The organism is Gracilibacillus sp. HCP3S3_G5_2 (assembly GCF_052063305.1).
Taxonomy (GTDB): Bacteria; Bacillota; Bacilli; order Bacillales; family Amphibacillaceae; genus Gracilibacillus.
The window spans coordinates 65,244-83,578 of sequence record NZ_JBQHXU010000002.1 but is presented as its reverse complement, the minus strand read 5'-3'; the positions used below and the strand labels follow the sequence as shown (position 1 = coordinate 83,578).

The 18,335-nt window shown below is 35.5% G+C and carries 24 protein-coding genes; all 24 read left to right on the top strand.

The features are described 5' to 3' along the window. Positions 1–14: 14 nt before the first annotated feature. The 24 genes from hslU to fliR all read left to right on the top strand — a co-directional run bounded on the left by hslU (position 15) and on the right by fliR (position 18,333). Positions 15–1,415, top strand: a complete 1,401-nt coding sequence (gene hslU, locus ACTNEP_RS02815; RefSeq protein WP_441160087.1) for an HslU--HslV peptidase ATPase subunit — start codon at positions 15–17, stop codon at positions 1,413–1,415. Between the two features lie 17 nt (positions 1,416–1,432). Beyond that, entirely contained in the window at positions 1,433–2,209 is a 777-nt protein-coding gene (gene codY, locus ACTNEP_RS02810; protein WP_441160086.1) for a GTP-sensing pleiotropic transcriptional regulator CodY, read from the top strand. A 335-nt stretch (positions 2,210–2,544) separates the two neighbouring features. Then, positions 2,545–2,937 (top strand): flagellar basal body rod protein FlgB, encoded by a 393-nt coding sequence (gene flgB, locus ACTNEP_RS02805; protein ID WP_441160085.1) that lies wholly within the window; start codon positions 2,545–2,547, stop codon positions 2,935–2,937. Between the two features lie 2 nt (positions 2,938–2,939). Then, positions 2,940–3,398 carry a flagellar basal body rod protein FlgC gene (gene flgC, locus ACTNEP_RS02800; RefSeq protein ID WP_441160083.1) on the top strand — a complete coding sequence of 153 codons (459 nt, stop codon included), beginning with the start codon at positions 2,940–2,942 and terminating at the stop codon, positions 3,396–3,398. A 25-nt stretch (positions 3,399–3,423) separates the two neighbouring features. Continuing rightward, positions 3,424–3,723 (top strand): flagellar hook-basal body complex protein FliE, encoded by a 300-nt coding sequence (fliE, locus tag ACTNEP_RS02795; RefSeq protein ID WP_441160082.1) that lies wholly within the window; start codon positions 3,424–3,426, stop codon positions 3,721–3,723. 44 nt (positions 3,724–3,767) lie between these two features. Beyond that, positions 3,768–5,369 carry a flagellar basal-body MS-ring/collar protein FliF gene (gene fliF, locus ACTNEP_RS02790; protein ID WP_441160080.1) on the top strand — a complete coding sequence of 534 codons (1,602 nt, stop codon included), beginning with the start codon at positions 3,768–3,770 and terminating at the stop codon, positions 5,367–5,369. Positions 5,370–5,384: 15 nt separating this feature from the next. Next, positions 5,385–6,395: a flagellar motor switch protein FliG gene (fliG, locus tag ACTNEP_RS02785; RefSeq protein ID WP_441160079.1), complete on the top strand. Its 1,011-nt coding sequence runs from the start codon at positions 5,385–5,387 to the stop codon at positions 6,393–6,395. Further along, entirely contained in the window at positions 6,388–7,155 is a 768-nt protein-coding gene (gene fliH / locus ACTNEP_RS02780) for a flagellar assembly protein FliH (RefSeq protein WP_441160077.1), read from the top strand. The genes fliG and fliH overlap by 8 nt, the downstream gene beginning before the upstream one ends. Continuing rightward, positions 7,130–8,446 (top strand): flagellar protein export ATPase FliI, encoded by a 1,317-nt coding sequence (fliI, locus tag ACTNEP_RS02775; RefSeq protein WP_441160075.1) that lies wholly within the window; start codon positions 7,130–7,132, stop codon positions 8,444–8,446. Before fliH ends, fliI begins: the two co-directional genes overlap by 26 nt. Continuing rightward, on the top strand, positions 8,446–8,883 hold the full coding sequence (fliJ, locus tag ACTNEP_RS02770; protein ID WP_441160073.1) for a flagellar export protein FliJ: 438 nt from the start codon (positions 8,446–8,448) through the stop codon (positions 8,881–8,883). The genes fliI and fliJ overlap by 1 nt, the downstream gene beginning before the upstream one ends. Positions 8,884–8,897: 14 nt before the next feature. Then, entirely contained in the window at positions 8,898–9,482 is a 585-nt protein-coding gene (locus ACTNEP_RS02765; protein WP_441160072.1) for a MotE family protein, read from the top strand. Between the two features lie 35 nt (positions 9,483–9,517). Continuing rightward, a complete protein-coding gene (locus tag ACTNEP_RS02760) occupies positions 9,518–10,894 on the top strand; it encodes a flagellar hook-length control protein FliK (protein ID WP_441160070.1) in 1,377 nt (458 codons plus the stop codon). A gap of 10 nt (positions 10,895–10,904) precedes the next feature. After that, positions 10,905–11,357: a flagellar hook assembly protein FlgD gene (gene flgD / locus ACTNEP_RS02755; RefSeq protein WP_441160069.1), complete on the top strand. Its 453-nt coding sequence runs from the start codon at positions 10,905–10,907 to the stop codon at positions 11,355–11,357. A gap of 12 nt (positions 11,358–11,369) precedes the next feature. Beyond that, the gene (locus ACTNEP_RS02750; protein WP_441160068.1) at positions 11,370–11,729 is read left to right on the top strand and encodes a TIGR02530 family flagellar biosynthesis protein; all 360 of its coding nucleotides are present in this window, start codon (positions 11,370–11,372) and stop codon (positions 11,727–11,729) included. Positions 11,730–11,812: 83 nt separating this feature from the next. Beyond that, positions 11,813–12,679, top strand: coding sequence for a flagellar basal body rod protein FlgG (flgG, locus tag ACTNEP_RS02745; RefSeq protein WP_441160067.1), 867 nt, complete (start codon positions 11,813–11,815; stop codon positions 12,677–12,679). Between the two features lie 45 nt (positions 12,680–12,724). Continuing rightward, the gene (locus tag ACTNEP_RS02740) at positions 12,725–12,949 is read left to right on the top strand and encodes a flagellar FlbD family protein (RefSeq protein WP_441160065.1); all 225 of its coding nucleotides are present in this window, start codon (positions 12,725–12,727) and stop codon (positions 12,947–12,949) included. Next, positions 12,939–13,355, top strand: a complete 417-nt coding sequence (fliL, locus tag ACTNEP_RS02735; RefSeq protein WP_441160064.1) for a flagellar basal body-associated protein FliL — start codon at positions 12,939–12,941, stop codon at positions 13,353–13,355. The genes ACTNEP_RS02740 and fliL overlap by 11 nt, the downstream gene beginning before the upstream one ends. Positions 13,356–13,379: 24 nt before the next feature. Next, positions 13,380–14,381, top strand: a complete 1,002-nt coding sequence (gene fliM, locus ACTNEP_RS02730; RefSeq protein WP_441160063.1) for a flagellar motor switch protein FliM — start codon at positions 13,380–13,382, stop codon at positions 14,379–14,381. Continuing rightward, entirely contained in the window at positions 14,371–15,570 is a 1,200-nt protein-coding gene (fliY, locus tag ACTNEP_RS02725; RefSeq protein ID WP_441160061.1) for a flagellar motor switch phosphatase FliY, read from the top strand. The genes fliM and fliY overlap by 11 nt, the downstream gene beginning before the upstream one ends. Positions 15,571–15,591: 21 nt before the next feature. After that, positions 15,592–15,954: a response regulator gene (locus tag ACTNEP_RS02720; protein ID WP_441160059.1), complete on the top strand. Its 363-nt coding sequence runs from the start codon at positions 15,592–15,594 to the stop codon at positions 15,952–15,954. 94 nt (positions 15,955–16,048) lie between these two features. Continuing rightward, positions 16,049–16,606 carry a flagellar biosynthetic protein FliO gene (locus ACTNEP_RS02715; protein ID WP_441160057.1) on the top strand — a complete coding sequence of 186 codons (558 nt, stop codon included), beginning with the start codon at positions 16,049–16,051 and terminating at the stop codon, positions 16,604–16,606. Beyond that, positions 16,587–17,255, top strand: coding sequence for a flagellar type III secretion system pore protein FliP (fliP, locus tag ACTNEP_RS02710; RefSeq protein ID WP_441160056.1), 669 nt, complete (start codon positions 16,587–16,589; stop codon positions 17,253–17,255). The genes ACTNEP_RS02715 and fliP overlap by 20 nt, the downstream gene beginning before the upstream one ends. A gap of 34 nt (positions 17,256–17,289) precedes the next feature. Then, positions 17,290–17,559: a flagellar biosynthesis protein FliQ gene (gene fliQ, locus ACTNEP_RS02705; protein WP_441160055.1), complete on the top strand. Its 270-nt coding sequence runs from the start codon at positions 17,290–17,292 to the stop codon at positions 17,557–17,559. Between the two features lie 3 nt (positions 17,560–17,562). Continuing rightward, positions 17,563–18,333, top strand: coding sequence for a flagellar biosynthetic protein FliR (gene fliR / locus ACTNEP_RS02700; protein ID WP_441160053.1), 771 nt, complete (start codon positions 17,563–17,565; stop codon positions 18,331–18,333). Positions 18,334–18,335 lie beyond the last annotated feature (2 nt).

The following is an 18,335-nucleotide window of genomic DNA, read 5'->3' as shown; positions in this document are numbered from 1 at the left end:
GGTGGGTGGTGCACATGATGCTCAATTTAACGCCAAAACAAATTGTGGAACGATTAGACGAGTACATAATTGGTCAGCAGGATGCCAAAAAAGCAGTGGCAGTGGCACTTAGAAATCGGTACAGACGGATGCAATTGCCAGATGAATTAAAAGCAGAAATTGTGCCTAAAAATATTTTAATGATTGGTCCAACAGGTGTCGGTAAAACAGAAATAGCTAGACGATTAGCGAAATTAGTTGGCGCTCCCTTCATCAAAATAGAAGCCACTAAGTATACAGAAGTTGGCTATGTAGGTCGTGATGTCGAATCAATGGTTCGTGATCTTGTCGAAACAGCTGTGAGAATGGTTAAAGAAGAAGCGATGGAGGATGTGAAAGAAAAAGCCGAACAACTTGCGAATAAGCGACTTGTAGAAATTCTTGTGCCATCTAAAAAGAAAACAACAACTTCCAAAAATCCATTCGACATTTTCATGAATCCAAATCAACATCAAACTAACACAGAAAATACGAATGATTCAGAAGAAAAGGAAAATATTAAACAACAAAGACAACAAACCAAAAAATTATTAGAGCTTGGCGAATTAGAAGATCGGAATGTTACTATAGAAGTAGAAGAACAAGCACCGAATATGTTCGATATGTTGCAAGGTTCAGGGATGGAACAAATGGGAATGAATATGCAGGATGCATTTGGACAGCTATTCCCAAAAAAGAAAAAGAAACGAACCTTAACAGTGAAAGAAGCGAGAAAAGTTTTAGCTTATCAGGAAGCCCAAAAATTAATTGACATAGATGAAGTGACACAACAGGCAATTGAAAAAGCCGAGCAAACAGGGATTATTTTTATCGATGAAATGGATAAGATAGCAGTCAAACAAGAACAGTCGGCAAATGTCTCAAGAGAGGGAGTGCAGCGCGATATTTTGCCTATTGTAGAAGGTTCTTCCATTGTGACAAAATATGGACCAGTAAAAACAGATCATATGTTATTTATAGCTGCCGGTGCCTTTCACATGGCGAAACCTTCTGATCTTATCCCAGAATTGCAAGGACGCTTTCCGATACGTGTAGAATTTGAAAAATTAACAATAGCAGATTTCAAACGTATACTTTCTGAGCCTTCTAATGCATTGTTAAAGCAATATAAGGCTTTGCTAGAGACAGAGGGAATAACTATTTCCTTTACGAAGGAAGCAATTAATCGTTTAGCGGAAATAGCTTTTGAAGTAAACCAGGAAACAGATAATATCGGCGCTAGAAGACTACACACGATTTTAGAAAAGCTATTGGAAGAACTATCGTATGAGGCTTCTGATATCGGAATTGGAAATATCGAAATAACCGAGAACTATGTAAATGAAAAATTAAAATCAATAGCGAAAAATAAAGATTTAAGTCAATTTATTTTATAATTTGGATGGTGAAAAATATGCAATTATTAGAAAAAACAAGGCAAATCAATGCCATGCTTCAAAAAACAAAGCGCAAATCTGTTGATTTTACAGAAATGTCGAAAACACTAAGGGATGTTATCGAAACAAATATATTTATTGTTAGCCGCAAGGGAAAATTATTAGGATTTGCCATTAATCAACAGATTGAAAATGAGCGAATGAAAAGAATGTTGGAAGAAAGACAATTCCCTCCAACCTATACAGATAATTTATTTAACATATCTACTACGACAACTAATATTGATATCGACAGTGAGTATACCGCTTTTCCAGTAGAAAATCGTGACCTGTTTAAGAATGGTTTAACAACAATCGTACCGATTATTGGTGGTGGTGAACGACTGGGGACACTTATTTTAAGTCGCTTATCAGCTAGTTTTGATGAAGATGACTTGGTATTAGCAGAGTACGGTGCAACCGTAGTTGGAATGGAAATCCTTCACGAAAAAACAGAGGAAATTGAAGAAGAAGCACGTAGTAAAGCAGTAGTACAAATGGCAATAAGCTCATTATCCTACAGTGAACTGGAGGCAATTGAACATATTTTTGAAGAGTTAGATGGTAACGAAGGATTACTTGTAGCAAGTAAAATTGCTGATCGAGTTGGGATAACACGTTCTGTAATTGTCAATGCACTTAGAAAATTAGAAAGTGCAGGCGTGATCGAGTCAAGATCCTTAGGGATGAAAGGGACGTATATTAAAGTTTTAAACGATAAATTCTTAACAGAATTAAAAAAGCAAAATGGTTAAAAAAAGTACATTGATTGTCTTATCCACGATAGATTTTAGCACCATTTTATTCTATGCTTACTAAAAAAAAGATCTCCTCTTTAAAGAGGAGATCTTTTTTATTCTTTGTTTTTAATTAATATCGCTTAATTCGTAATGCTCAATCCGACATAAAAGATCAAAAAATCACAAAATAAGCACGTAGAAACAAGACTAAAGTCCTGTTTTTTCAAAAAAAATACACTACTTTAGTAAGAATATGACGATAAGTCATAGACAGGATAGATTATTTACTTTACAATATTCGATAGAAAAAGTATTTTTATGACGGTTTAATAAAAAGTGAGGGGAATATTATGTCTTTATTTGGCGGGACCATTCAAACGCTGGAAAATTCACTCCAGTATGCATCTGTAAGAAATAAAACGATAGCTCATAATATATCGAATGCAGATACACCTAATTATAAAGCAAAACGAGTGCAATTTAATGATGTCTTAAAAAATGAATTATCTAATCATTTTCAAGCAACGAGAACAAATGAACGACATATCCCATTTTCAACAGAAAAATCGGATATAAGAATAACCACGGACAACAGTACAATGTACAACCATAATGGAAACAATGTTGATATCGATAAAGAAATGACAGAGCTAGCAAAAAATCAAATCTATTACCAAGGATTAGTAGATCGAATTAACGGAAAATTTAATAGTTTACAAAGCGTTATTAGAGGAGGCAATTGATTATGTCTATATTTGGTGCAATAAATACTAGCGGAAGTGGTCTGACTGCTCAACGTCTTAGAATGGATACTATCTCATCCAATATTGCAAATGTAGATACAACAAGAGCAACAGTAAATGCAGACGGAGAATATGAACCATATCGAAGAAAAATGACAGTGTTCAGTCCAAAAGACCAAAACTTTTCTTCCATTCTTAACCGTAGTACTCAAAGAGGAGAGAGTACCGGAAATGGAGTGAAAGTATCCCAGATTATAGAAGATGAAGTAGAGCCATTCAAGTTAATCTATAACCCTAACCATCCAGATGCGAATGAAGATGGTTATGTAGAAATGCCTAACGTAGATCCTTTAAAAGAAATGGTTGACATGATGAGTGCAACAAGATCTTATGAAGCAAATGTTACCTCTTTAAATGCTTCGAAAACAATGCTCATGAAAGCCTTAGAAATTGGTAAATAAAAAAAGTTAAGGGTGTGAGTACATAATGAACATATATTCTTTAGAAAACATACAGTCAAATTCGTTGCAAACCGGACAAAATAGACAGACAGTAGGTGAAGCACAACAAGCATTCGCTGATAACCTAAAGCAAGCCCTTGAAAGCATTAATAAAGCACAGCATGAGTCAGACCAAAAGACAGAAGCACTAGCCAAGGGTGAAATTGATGATTTACATGATGTAATGATAACCGCACAAAAAGCTAGTATTATGCTACAAACTGGTGTAGAAGTTCAGAAAAAAATGGTCGATGCATACAACGAAGTAATGAGAATGCAAGTCTAATCTATTCATTGTTGTAAGCAAGTAATTATTTTTGGGGGCACAAAATGAACGAGAAATTAAAACAATACAAGGACAAAGCAACTAATTATTACGCATCGATGTCAAAAAAACAAAAATGGTTACTTTTAGGTGGATTTGGAGTATTATTCGCTGTCATTATCCTCATCACAGTAATGACCTCTTCACGAAGTGATATGGTTCCACTTTATAATGACTTGTCAATCCAAGAAGTAGGCCAAATTACCGAGGAACTTGATGCGCGTGGTGTTGCATATGAAATAACGGATGCTGGCAGTGGAGTGAAGGTTCCTGAGTCAATGGCAGATTCACTTTTAGTGGATCTTGCGGCACAAGGTATACCAGATAGTGGAAGCATTGATTATTCCTTTTTTGCTGAGAACAGTTCCTGGGGTGTAACAGATAATGAATTTGAAGTTATGAAGCTAGATGCGATGCAAACAGAGTTAGCAAATCTCATTACACAAATTGACGGAATTAATGGAGCTGAAGTGAATCTTAATATTCCGCAGGAACCAGTTTTTATTAGTGATCAACAGCAGCCATCCACAGCTTCCATTGTTATTCAAACAGCACCAGGCTATCAATTTGAACCAAGTGAAGTGAATGCTCTTTATCACCTTGTATCAAAATCAATACCAAATCTATCTACCGATGATATCGTTATAATGAACCAACATTTTGAATATTTTGACTTGAATAATCAAAATGCCATAGCAGGAAGTGATTCCTACACATCTCAACAACAAATTAAAGGTGAGATTGAAAAAGATATCGAACGAAATGTTCAAAGAATGTTAGGTTCCATGATTGGAATGGATAAAGTAGCTATCTCAGCAACAGCAGATATCGACTTTACCCAAGAGCAACGAGTGGAAGAACTGGTTGAACCAGTTGATGAAGATAATGACACGTTACCAGTTAGTATAGAAACGATTACGGAATCATTTACAGGTGCTCAACCGGAAGATGGCGCAGTTGGTGTGGAAGAAGGTGAGATCGCCAATTATCCAGCTGGATTGGAAGGGAACATTGGTGATTATGAGCTTGTTAAAGAATCCGTAAATAATGAATTTAATCGAATTCAACGAGAAATTGTGGAGAGTCCATACAAAATCAGAGATTTAGGAATACAGGTAGCAATTGATAATACTCGTCTTTTAGAAGATGGAGAAGTGGAACAACTTACAGCACAAGAACAATTGGCAGTAGAGGAAAGTGTTGCTTCGATCTTAAATTCAATTATTTCTACTTCTATTGATAAATCATATGGAGAAGAAATCGCTCCTGATGAGAAAGTATCTATTGTTTTCCAACCATTTGAAGGAACAGATACATTAGCAAATCCTATAGCTAGTCCAGGTATTCCTACATGGGTATATATAGTAGGCGGTATTTTATTAGTAGCTATTATTGTTTTGATATGGATGCTAAGAAGACGTTCAAAAGAGGAAGATGAGTTTATTGAACAGGTAGAAACATCAGAAGTACCAGAACAAGCAGTATCACCAGATACATACTCAGATGATTCTGATTCTTCAATGAGACGAAAGCAATTAGAAAAATACGCTAAGGAAAAACCGGAAGAATTTGCGAAATTATTAAGAAGCTGGATTACAGAGGATTAAAGGAGGTTAATAACCATGGCAAAAAGACAACAGCTAACGGGTAAACAAAAAGCTGCTATTTTATTAATCTCATTAGGTCCGGATGTTTCTGCTCAAGTGTATAAGCATTTAACACCAGAGGAGATTGAAAAGTTAACCCTAGAAATTTCATCGGTAAAAAAAGTGGATGGCACCCAAAAGGATGAAATTTTAGAACAATTCCATGAAATAGCAATGGCACAGGATTATATTTCGCAGGGTGGAATTTCTTACGCAAAAACGGTACTTGAAAAGGCGTTAGGCGAGGATAAAGCTGCTGATATCCTTAACAGATTAACGTCCTCCTTACAAGTAAAACCATTTGACTTTGCTAGAAAGGCAGAACCTAATCAAATTATTAATTTTATTCAAAATGAACATCCACAAACTATTGCACTAGTTCTATCTTATCTGGATTCGGAACAATCAGCCCAAATATTGTCAGAATTACCACAAGAAATGCAGGCGGATATTGCAAAGAGAATTGCGGTGATGGATTCCACATCGCCGGAGATTATTTCCGAAGTTGAACAGATATTAGAACGAAAACTATCTACCACTGTTTCACAGGATTATACCCAAACTGGAGGTATTCAAGCAGTTGTGGAAGTTTTAAATGGAGTGGACAGAAGTACAGAACGGACTATTTTAGATACACTTGAAATAGATGACCCTGAATTAGCAGAAGAGATTAAGAAAAGAATGTTCGTATTTGAAGATATTGTTACACTTGATAACCGAGCTATTCAAAGAGTTATTCGTGATGTTGAAAATGACGACCTGCGATTAGCTTTAAAAGTGGCTAGTGATGAAGTGAAAGAGATTGTCTTTAATAATATGTCTACAAGAATGGCAGAAACATTTAAAGAAGAAATGGAATTTATGGGTCCTGTCCGGTTACGTGATGTGGAAGAAGCACAATCCCGTATCGTATCAGTTATAAGACGATTGGAAGAAGTTGGAGAAATTGTCATCGCCAGAGGTGGAGGAGATGATATTATTGTCTAATAATTCATTGCCACCTAAGCAAATTAAATTAAGAAAAATTGAAATCCCAACAACAGATCCAACTTTGTCTAAACAAGGCGCTCAAGAAACATTACAAAATATCTATCAGCAAATAGCCGAAGCAAAACGGCAATACAGTGAAACATTGTCCCAAACCGATCAATTGAAAGAAGCTACTCATGCAGAAATAAATGAATTACGCGAAGCATGGGAGGAAGAAAAGCAGCATTATATTGAACAGGCCCAGCAAGAAGGCTACCAACAAGGATTTAAGCAGGGGCAGGAAGATAGCGTTCAAGAATTTCAGCAATTAATAAATGAAGCTGTCGAAGTCCTTGGTACTGCCAAAAAGGAATATCATAAAATGATTGCGGAAAGTGATGAAACAGTCCTTCAAATTGCCTTGGCTGTAGCAGAAAAGATTTTAAAACAATCCATTGAGGAAGATAAGGACAAATTTGTTGGAATTGCTAGATCCTTAATAGAACAAGTGAAAGATCGCTCAAGCATCAAGTTATTTGTCTCAAGTAAGTATTATCCTTTACTAATAGAAAATAAGGATGAACTGCGTTCCATTATCCACGATGAAATGGAATTTATGATATTACCTTCTATAGAGTTACAAGGAGAACAGATCATAATAGAAACACCATATGGTAGAATTGACGCTTCTGTAGATAGTCAACTAGAAGAGATTAGCACCAGACTTTTTCATGTAGTGGAGGAGATCACACGTGAAAACACAAATGATACTCAATGAGATAGATCAAACAGATTCTTACAAACGTTACGGAAAAGTAGATCGTGTGATTGGATTATTAATTGAAGCCAGAGGCCCTGAAGCTCGTATCGGTGAAGTATGTTATATACACACCAAAAAAAAGAATGAAAAGATAATGGCAGAAGTAATTGGTTTTTATGAAAAAAAAGTGCTGTTAATGCCATATTCGACATTACATAACATTGCTTCTGGTTGTTTAGTCGAAGCTAGCAAAAACGCTCTGCAAATTAAAATAGGGAGAGCATTAATAGGGAAGGTTATCGATTCCACTGGGAAACTATTGGATGGTTCTCACCTACCAAAAGGTTTAAAAGAGTATCCAACTGAACAAGCACCGCCTAATCCACTCGAAAGACCGAGAATTAAGGAGCCAGTCCGAACAGGAGTAAAGGCAATAGATACAATGCTGACTGTTGGAAAAGGGCAACGAATTGGGATTTTTGCAGGGAGTGGAGTAGGAAAAAGTACACTCTTAGGGATGATAGCTCGTAATAGTAACGCAGATATTAATGTAATTGCCCTAATTGGAGAACGTGGTCGAGAAGTGAAGGAATTTATTGAACGCGAGTTAGGTCCTGAAGGTTTAAAAAAATCAATCGTTGTGGTTGCAACATCAGATCAATCCGCTCTAATGAGGATTAAGGGAGCATATACTGCCACAGCAATAGGGGAATATTTTAGAGATTTGGGATATGACGTGAACTTAATGATGGATTCTGTAACAAGAGTAGCGATGGCACAACGAGAAATAGGGCTGGCAATTGGTGAGCCACCGACAACAAAAGGATATACGCCATCAGTATTTGCGATGTTGCCATCTCTTTTAGAAAGAACGGGTACAAGTAAAACTGGCTCGATTACTGCTTTTTATACGGTGCTCGTTGATGGTGACGATCTTAATGAACCGATAGCTGATACAACAAGAGGTATACTAGATGGTCACTATATACTAGATCGAAAATTAGCAGAAAAAGGACAATTCCCAGCAATTAATGTATTGCAGTCAGTTAGTCGAGTGATGCCAGAGATTGTATCAAAAGAGAGACTCGATTTGACACAAAACATTCGTTCCGTTCTAGCTACTTATCAAGATAATGAAGAATTAATTCAAATAGGTGCGTATAAGAAAGGGACCAATCAAATTGTTGACCAGGCGATTCAACTTCAACCAAAAATTTTAAATGTCTTAAAGCAAGATATGACAGAAAATGTAGATGAACAAACAGCCCTACAGCAATTAGAAGAATTGGTAAGAGGGAGTAGATCCTAATGAATCCATTACATGGTTATGAAAAGATTAGAATGATTAGAGAAAATGAAAAAAAAGATGCACAGCTTAAATTTCAAGAAGCTGCGGCGGAATTTGAAAAGTATGCTAGTCAGTTATACGATTTGTTAAAAAAGAAAGAGTTAGTTGAAGAAAACTACAGGCAATCCTTGTCAGACAAATCAGCAATCAAAACATTACAATCGTACCACCAATATTTGGATTTTTTAATACCTTCTATAATAAGTGTACAAAAAAAGGTGGATAAAGCCAGAAAGTATATGAATCAATTACAAGAGCATGTTACGGAACATTATATAGAAGTGAAAAAAATGGACAAAATTATCAAAAAAAAAGAAGAGCAAATTAAGCAATTTGAAAATAAAAAAAATTTAATGTTGATGGATGAAGTCTCCATTCGCAAGTATCTAGAAAAGTAAGGATAGGTGAAGAAATGACAACCAATCCAAAGAAAAATAAAGAAAAGAAACCGAGTGTTTTTCAATGGCTAATCGTAATATTTGTACCATTAATTTTGGCATTGCTGCTAACAGTTATTATTCTTATGGTTATGGGTGTAGATGTAGGCAAATATACGAAAGAAACCTTAAATAAGGTACCGTTTCTAGCAGATTATGTAACTACTGATGCAGAAGAATTACATGCCAATCAGTTAGCGGAGAAGGATCATCAAATTAACCAACTTCAAGAAGAAATCGATGCTTTACAATATGAATTACAGTCCAAAGATGGAACTATTACTGAATTAGAAGAAGAGATTGCAGAAATGTCCTCTCAAATTGCAGATATAGAAGAGTTAGAAGAAAACGATCCAGTAAGCTCCGATTCTTTTAAAGAACTAGCAGCATCATTTGCTGCAATGAAACCTAAAACAGCTGCACCAATTATTGAAACCATGGCAAATAATGTTGCTATACCATTATTAAGAGAACTAGATTCAGAAGATAGAGGGAAAATCCTTGGTCAAATGGACCCGGAAATAGCAGCAACTTATGCAGATTTATTAGTAAGTGAATAAATGGGTTATTTGCGGAATTGAAAGGAGGTGAAAAAGTGATTATAGCGACTGAATGGTTAGCAAATAGTTCAGCAATTCAACCGGCAAACACAATAAGAAGTAAAACAGCAAACGCGAACTTCTCAGATTTACTGTTGTCTGGTTTAACCAATTCGAATCAAAGATCGAGTCTGACTGGTTACGATGAAGAAACCACATCAGATAGTTCCTTTCAGGAGCTAATTGCCAATTTATCAAAAGATGACTTACTTGCACTAACCAATATTTTGGAGACTATTAACGGTCAATTGGAGACAGAAGAATTCGATATTACAGCTGAAGAACTGATAACGGAGAATCTAACAGAAGATCAACTAGAAACGATAGCTGAACAGTTAGGATTAGAAAGTCCTGAAGCTTTATCTGACATTATCACGCAGCTTCTAGAACAAATCCAACGTTTACGTGATAATCAGCAATTGGAAGCATCCATGTCTTATCATAGTGTATATCCAAGTGATGGCTATCTAGTTCGAAATAACGTTGTACAACAACAGAATGGTAATGGAGTATTAACAGATAATATCTTACCGCTGATTGGACAAACAGAAAAGCTGTTACAGCAAATACAAAACCAAACAATGCACAAGCTTGATTATAAAGAAATCTTGCAATTGTTGAAACAATGGTCACAAATGAACAATCAGACGCTGAATGTTGCACAGACTTTACTATCTGAGGAGTCCAACGGTAATAAATCTGAACTATGGTCAAAGTTGTTATCAAACTTTAATAGTCGTCAATCAATGGAACAGCATTATGGAAATGTTCAAAAAGTAACTCAGCACGACGTGAAAAGATGGATTGAGAATGCCATGGAAAGATTAGAATTAGCGAGTAAGCAAGAACAAACACAATCACTAAGAAGTGATGCTCTTCAACAAATTCAATCTAAGGTTCAACAATATTCAATTCATTTGTCACTCACAAACAATGAAGAACAAGTAGTTCACAAACAGCTTATGAATCAACTTCAGCAAGTCATGAAAAATAGTAATTTTATGAAGTTATCCAACGGTTCAAATCAATTGATGATAAGGCTTCATCCAGAACATCTTGGGGAAGTTACGGTTAAACTAACACAAATCAATGGTGAGATGACAGTTAAAATGATTACTAGTACCCAAGCTGCCAAGGAATTGTTAGAGGGGAACATGAATCAGCTTCGCCATATGTTCTCACCACAACAAGTATTAGTAGAAAAACAGGAAAATTACTCGCAGACTAGTCAAGATAAGCTGACAGATGACAGTACTAACTCACAAGAAAATGATAATCAACAACAGCATAGCGACCATGAAGAACAAGAATCCCATCATGAGTCTCAAGAACATCAATCGTTCCATGATGTGCTGATGGATGCGAAAGTGTAGGTGAAATAAAGTGACTTCGATTGACCCATCATATTATTTAGCTAACCAAAAGCAATCAAGAGAGGTTAACAATAATTTAGGAAAAGATGAGTTTTTAAAAATCTTAATGGCTCAATTGCAAAACCAAGATCCATTAAATCCGATGGAAGATAAAGAGTTTATCTCACAAATGGCAACTTTTTCGTCATTAGAGCAAATGATGAATATGTCTAATTCTATTGAAATGCTAGTGCATAATCAAATCGTTTCACCAGTTATTCAATATAGTCATTTAATAGGGAAAGAAGTCAGTTATTACCGTATTGATGAAGATACTGGTATGATTGCTGAACCAAAAGAGATAGTAAGTGCTGAAGTGATAGCAATATCAGAAAAGCAAGGCTATGCTGTAATAGAATTAGATAACGACATAAAGATTTTTACTGATGAGGTGCTCAAAATTAATAATCCTTCCCCGGAATAAAGGAGGGATAGAATGGATAACCGGATACATGCTTTTCATCATCCGCTTGTTCCCAATAAGAATATTAATAAAACGAATAAATCAAGTGATTTTTCTACAGTATTCAAACAACAGCAGGATATTGAACTGAGCAAACATGCCAGTAACAGAATGATACAACGAAATATTGTGTTAAGTGAATCAGACTGGAACAGGATGAATGAGAAATTAGACGAAGCAAAGGATAAAGGTGTGAAAGAGTCGCTAGTGATTATGAGTGATGCAGCATTTATTGTAAATGCCCAAAACAAAAAAGTGATTACCGCATTAGATAAGGGCGAGCTAAGCAGTAAAATTTTCACTAATATCAATGGAACCATTTTAATAGATTAGGCTGGACCCTATCAGGGAAGCCGAAAGCTGCCAACCGACAGCGGTAGCTATATAAAATATCAAAGAGAAGGGAAGTTAAGTAAATGTTACGTTCGATGTATGCAGGGGTTTCAGGAATGAAGGGGTTTCAAACCAAACTGGATGTTATAGGTAATAACATTGCTAATGTTAATACTACCGGTTACAAAAAGGGGCGAGTAATGTTTCAAGATATGATGAGTCAAGCCGTTACTGGAGCAAGTGCCCCAACCAATATTCGTGGTGGGATTAATCCATCACAGGTAGGTACTGGTGTTCAATTAGGCGCAATTGATAATATCCATACACAAGGGAACCGACAAACAACGGAACGACCGTTAGACCTTCAGTTGGAAGGAGATGGCATGTTTGTATTTGTAACTGGTGAAAATATTGACAATGGCGATACAGATCAAATGGATATCACGTATTCAAGAGCAGGGAATTTATATTTGGATAATGAGGGATATATTGTTAATGCAAATGGTGATTACTTGTTAGGACAAGATGGTACAGACCCTGAAGGGAATCCAATAGAGGGACTTTCTAGGATTCGTATTCCAGATACAGCACAAAGCTTTAGCATACAAGGCAATGGAGTTGTTAATTATATTGAAAATGGTGAGACACAAGTAGCTGGTCAAATCATGCTAGCTAAATTTTCCAATCCTGGTGGTTTGAACAAGGTTGGGGCTAACATGTTTCAAGATTCTGTTAACGCCGGAAGAATGGAGGAAAATGGTACATTTCTATTTGAACCAGAATCAGTCGGTACCGCTTCTATTGTTTCAGGAGCGTTAGAAATGTCTAATGTTGATTTGGCGGAAGAATTTACAGAAATGATTACAGCACAACGTGGATTCCAGGCAAATACACGAATTGTTACAACCTCAGATGAAATTTTACAAGAATTAGTTAACTTAAAACGATAAAAGGAGGAAGAGAGTTAAGGCTCTAGTCCTTAACTCTCTAAATCTATGATTACATTAACGAAACTAAATGGTGATAGCATTACCATTAATGCTATTTACATAGAACGAATTGAATCTTTACCAGATACAACCATCACGTTAACTGCTCAAAAGAAGATATTTGTAAGAGAAGCAGAAGAGGAAGTGAAGGAAATGGTAAAAGAGTTTTATAAGCAAATTGGTCTATATCAACTTCAAAAAGAAGTAGGTGAACAAAGGAATGAACCCTAGATTAATAAAAATTTTAGTAGCGACACTATTAGTGATAACAATAGCAGGGGCAGGAACATTATATTTTCTACTAAGCAGTTCTGGCAACGAGGGCAAAGCAATGACGATTGATGAAATGGTGAAATACTCGTATACAACTGAAGAAATTAGAACAGATCTTAATGATGGTAATTACGTATTAATTCAATTTCAATTTATTACTAATAATAAAGATTCATTAGAGGAAATTGAAAAAAGAGAATTCCAGGTAAAAAATGAATTCATTAAATTATCAGTTGATTTGACGGCACAAGACTTTCAAGAGAATTTAACGGAGTTAGAAAGTAATATGAAGACAGCTATGAATGGACATATGACAGAAGGTCAAATTGTCGATGTGTTAATTATAAGTAAAGTTATCCAGTAGGTTACTCCGAATGGAGGTGAGAAAATGGCAGATGAAGTATTATCGCAAAATGAGATTGACGCCTTATTATCAGCTTTATCATCTGGTGAAATGGATGCCAATCAACTAATAGAAGAAGAAAAAGATAAAAAAATAAAAGTGTATGATTTTAAACGAGCACTAAGGTTTTCAAAGGATCAAATTAGAAGCATTTCGAGAATTCATGATAATTTTGCCAGGTTGTTATCAACCTATTTTTCAGCACAATTAAGGACTTATGTTCATATAGCAGTTGCATCCGTTGATCAAATTCCTTATGAAGAGTTCATTCGATCGATTCCAACTAAAACCATATTAAATGTGTACAGTGTAGAACCATTGGATGGAAGAATCATATTTGAATTTAATCCTAATATAGCTTATGCAATGCTAGACCGGATGCTTGGTGGTAAAGGAAGTAGTGTTAACAAGATTGAAAATCTAACTGAAATCGAAACATCACTTATGTCTCAGCTATTTGAGAAAGCTTTGGATAATTTACAAGAGGCATGGGGATCTGTAACAGAAATTAATCCAATCCTAGAGGACTTTGAAGTAAATCCGCAATTTTTACAACTGGTATCCCCAAATGAAACGGTGGTGGTTGTATCACTGGATACCACCATTGGTGATAGCAGTGGGATGATTAATATCTGCATACCTCATGTTGTTTTAGAGCCAATTATTCCAAAGTTATCTGTACATTATTGGATGCAACATGAAAATTCGAAGGAAAGAAAACCAGAAGAATATGAATCTATTTCACATAACATTAAACAAACAACGTTGGATATGTCTGTAATATTAGGAGAAACCTCAATTACTTTAGAAGAATTTATGTTTTTAGGTGACGGCGATACGATTGTATTAGATAAAAGTATTGATCAGCCGCTAACACTACAGGTTGGCCAAGAGCCTAAATTTCTGGTGCAGCCTGGTAAGAAAAAACAAAAGATGGCAGTGCAAGTATTAGACGAAATAAAGGGAGGGGATCAGGATGATGAATGATGGAATGTTATCCCAAGATGAAATAGATGCACTATTGAATAGCTCTGATGATACTGGTGAAGAATTGGATTCCAATGGGGCTCCTTCCGCAGGTGAATATCTATCATCCATAGAAGAAGATGCTTTAGGGGAAATTGGTAATATATCTTTTGGTAGTTCGGCTACGACTCTGTCTACTTTATTAAATCAGAAAGTAGAAATAACAACGCCAACCATCAGTGTTCTACATAAAGGTGAATTAGAGGAAGAATTTCCGGTACCATACGTTGGGGTTGAAGTAAAATATACGGAAGGCTTTAGTGGAGTAAATTTATTTATTCTTGAATCAAAAGATGCAGCAATCATTGCAGATTTAATGCTAGGTGGCAATGGTGATCCAGAAACGGATGAGTTAAATGATATTCATTTAAGTGCTGTTCAAGAAGCAATGAATCAAATGATGGGTACAGCTGCAACAAGTATGTCAACTGTATTTAATAAAAGGGTGGATATATCACCTCCGACTACTTCCATCATAAATGTTACAGAAGAAGAAACGGAATCATTAACTCCAAATGAAGATGTATTAATAAAGGTTTCTTTTCATTTGAAGATAGGTACCTTAATTGATTCAAAAATTATGCAATTATTACCAGTTGCGTTTGCTAAAGAATTAGTGGAAGAATTATTAAATTCACCAGAAAAAATAGTGGAATCGAACCAAGAAGCTACTGAAGCAAATAATATAAATGTAGCGAATGATAGCTACGGACAGGTAGCTACTCCTAATTCTCAAACGATACAAGAGCAAGCAACAATTAACCAATCACAAACGACAGCACAGCCGCATGAGCCTAAACAATTAGGAGGTTATCCAACAGGAATGAATCAAGATGTACAGGCTGCTTCCTTTTCTAGCTTTGAGGATGTATCTTTACAACCAAATGAGAAGAGAAATCTAGATTTACTAATGGATATACCGTTGCAAGTAACAGTCGAATTAGGAAGAACAAAACGGACTGTAAAAGAAATTCTAGAATTATCATCAGGTTCTATTGTGGAGTTAGATAAATTAGCAGGTGAACCAGTGGATATATTAGTTAATCAAAAATTGATCGCCAAAGGTGAAGTAGTAGTAATTGATGAAAACTTTGGTGTTAGAGTAACAGATATCGTAAGTAGAGAAGACAGATTAAAACAATTAAAGTAATAATTGAAAGGAATGATAGATATGGCGAAAACCGTACTAATAGTTGACGATGCAGCTTTCATGAGAATGATGATCAAAGATATTTTAACCAAAAATGGTTATGACGTAGTTGGAGAAGCACAAGATGGACAAGAAGCTGTGGAAAAGTATAAAGAATTACAACCAGATTTAGTTACAATGGATATTACGATGCCAGAAAAGGATGGTATTGCTGCATTAAAAGAAATCCAAAGTATTAATGGGGATGCTAAAGTAATTATGTGTTCTGCGATGGGACAGCAGGCAATGGTAATTGATGCAATCCAAGCAGGTGCTAAGGACTTTATTGTAAAACCATTCCAAGCAGATCGAGTAATTGAAGCAATTTCCAAAGTTATTGGTTAATGAGGTGATCGGTATTAACCTTAAATTTCTACTAACCATATTATCTATCACCTTCATAATAGGAAGTTTTACTCCTACTATGGAAGCTAGTACGATGGTAAATGATATGTTTGATAATGAAGAAGAAATACAACTAGAAGAAGAAAATGAAGAAACTACCGATGAGCAACTAACCACTGCAGACTCTCCAAGTTTTATAGGGAGTTTTATCCAACTTATTTTCGCTTTAGCAATTGTCATTGGGTTGATTGTGTTCATAGCAAAATATTTGCGAAAAAAGAATGGGTTTCTTAAAAAGCATCAAGTCATTGAAAATTACGGCGGAATAGCTGTTGGATCGAATAAATCCATCCAAACTATTAAAATAGGGGATCGCTTTTTTGTCATTGGTGTAGCAGATAATATCGAATTATTAATGGAAATAACGGATCCTGGAACGATTGAACAATTAATGAACCAAGAAGAAACTACTGATTCGTTAGAGAAATGGAAATCGAAGCTGGTAAAACAACCAATAGAATCATCCCAAACCAAGAACCAAAATTTTACATCTTTATTTAACAAGGAGCTAACCACAATGAAAGAAGGAAGAAAGAAAGTATATCAAAAATTAAAAGAAAGTAGTAAAGAAAATGATCATTCATCTGATTGACGTTTTCTCTGGGGCAGATTCAGAAAGTATCTCCACATCTGTCCGTTTACTGTTGCTCTTAACTGTTCTTTCATTGGCTCCTAGTATCTTAATTTTGATGACCAGTTTTACCAGAATATTGATTGTTCTCTCATTTGTTCGAACATCACTAGCAACGCAGCAAATGCCACCAAATCAAGTTTTAGTCGGGCTTGCTTTATTTATGACATTTTTTATAATGGCACCGACTTTCCAAGAAGTGAACGAGCAAGCATTACAACCGTTATTTGCTGAAGAAATAACGTTAGAAGAGGCATATGATAATGCAAGTATTCCTATTAAAGAGTTTATGGCGAAGCATACAAGACAAAAAGATTTAGCATTATTTATGAATTATGCTGAAATAGAAAGGCCAGAATCAGTTCAGGATATCCCTTTAACCACATTAGTTCCGGCTTTTGCTATTAGTGAATTGAAAACAGCTTTTCAAATGGGGTTTATGATATTTGTTCCATTCCTTGTGATTGATATGGCTGTGGCTAGTGTTTTAATGTCGATGGGGATGATGATGTTGCCTCCGGTAATGATCTCATTACCATTTAAAATATTATTATTTATTCTAGTAGATGGGTGGTACTTAATTACACATTCATTATTAGATGGTTTCTAACCACTGTGACATAGTTTGAGAGGGGATACTGATAGTGAGTGGAGAATTTGTCATTTCGTTAGCAGAGCAAGGTATATTCACCATTTTAATGGTAACAGGGCCACTTTTATTGCTGGCATTGGTAGTGGGTTTATTAGTAAGTGTTTTTCAGGCGACTACTCAAATACAAGAACAAACGCTTGCGTTTATACCAAAAATTGTCGCAGTTTTGTTAGGGATAGTTATATTTGGGCCTTGGATGCTAGCAACAATGGTAGAATTTGCGGCAAATTTATTTCAAAATATTAATCAGTTTGTGGGATAATGTATGTTTGAGTTATTAGATATCAGTCGATTTCCAGCTTTTATATTAATAGTGGTAAGAGTGATGGCTTTTTTTGCAACAGTACCAATCTTCTCTTATCGTAATATACCTGCTCAATTAAAAATTGGAATTGGTGTTTTCCTAGCATGGATAATGTTTTATACACTAGAAGTCCCAAATCTAACGTTTGATGGCATGTACATATTATTGATTATGAAAGAGGCAGTGATAGGTTTACTATTAGGGTTAATTGCTTATATCATTTTAGCTGCAATACAGATTGCGGGAGGTTTCATCGATTTCCAAATGGGTTTTGCAATAGCGAATGTGGTTGATCCGCAAACTGGTGCGCAAAGTCCATTAATCGGTCAGTATTTTTATACACTTGCTATATTATTTTTATTATCAGTAGATGGACATCATTTACTACTTAATGGACTCATGTATAGCTTTGAGGAACTTCCTCTAGACCAGTTGTTTCAATTTAATAATATAGACTTTATCCTGCAGACTTTTAGTAAAATGTTTTTAATGGCTTTTCAATTAGCTCTTCCAATAGTTGGCTGCTTGTTTTTAGTAGATGTAGCGTTAGGTATTATAGCAAGAACGGTTCCACAGCTTAATGTATTTGTTGTTGGACTGCCACTGAAGATTTTGGTTTCATTTGCTGTACTTTTTATGTTTGTACCATTTTACATGATGATCGTGCAACAACTTTTTCAATTCACATTAGAAACAATACAAAGTCTTATTCGTATGTTCGGAGGTGCTTAGAT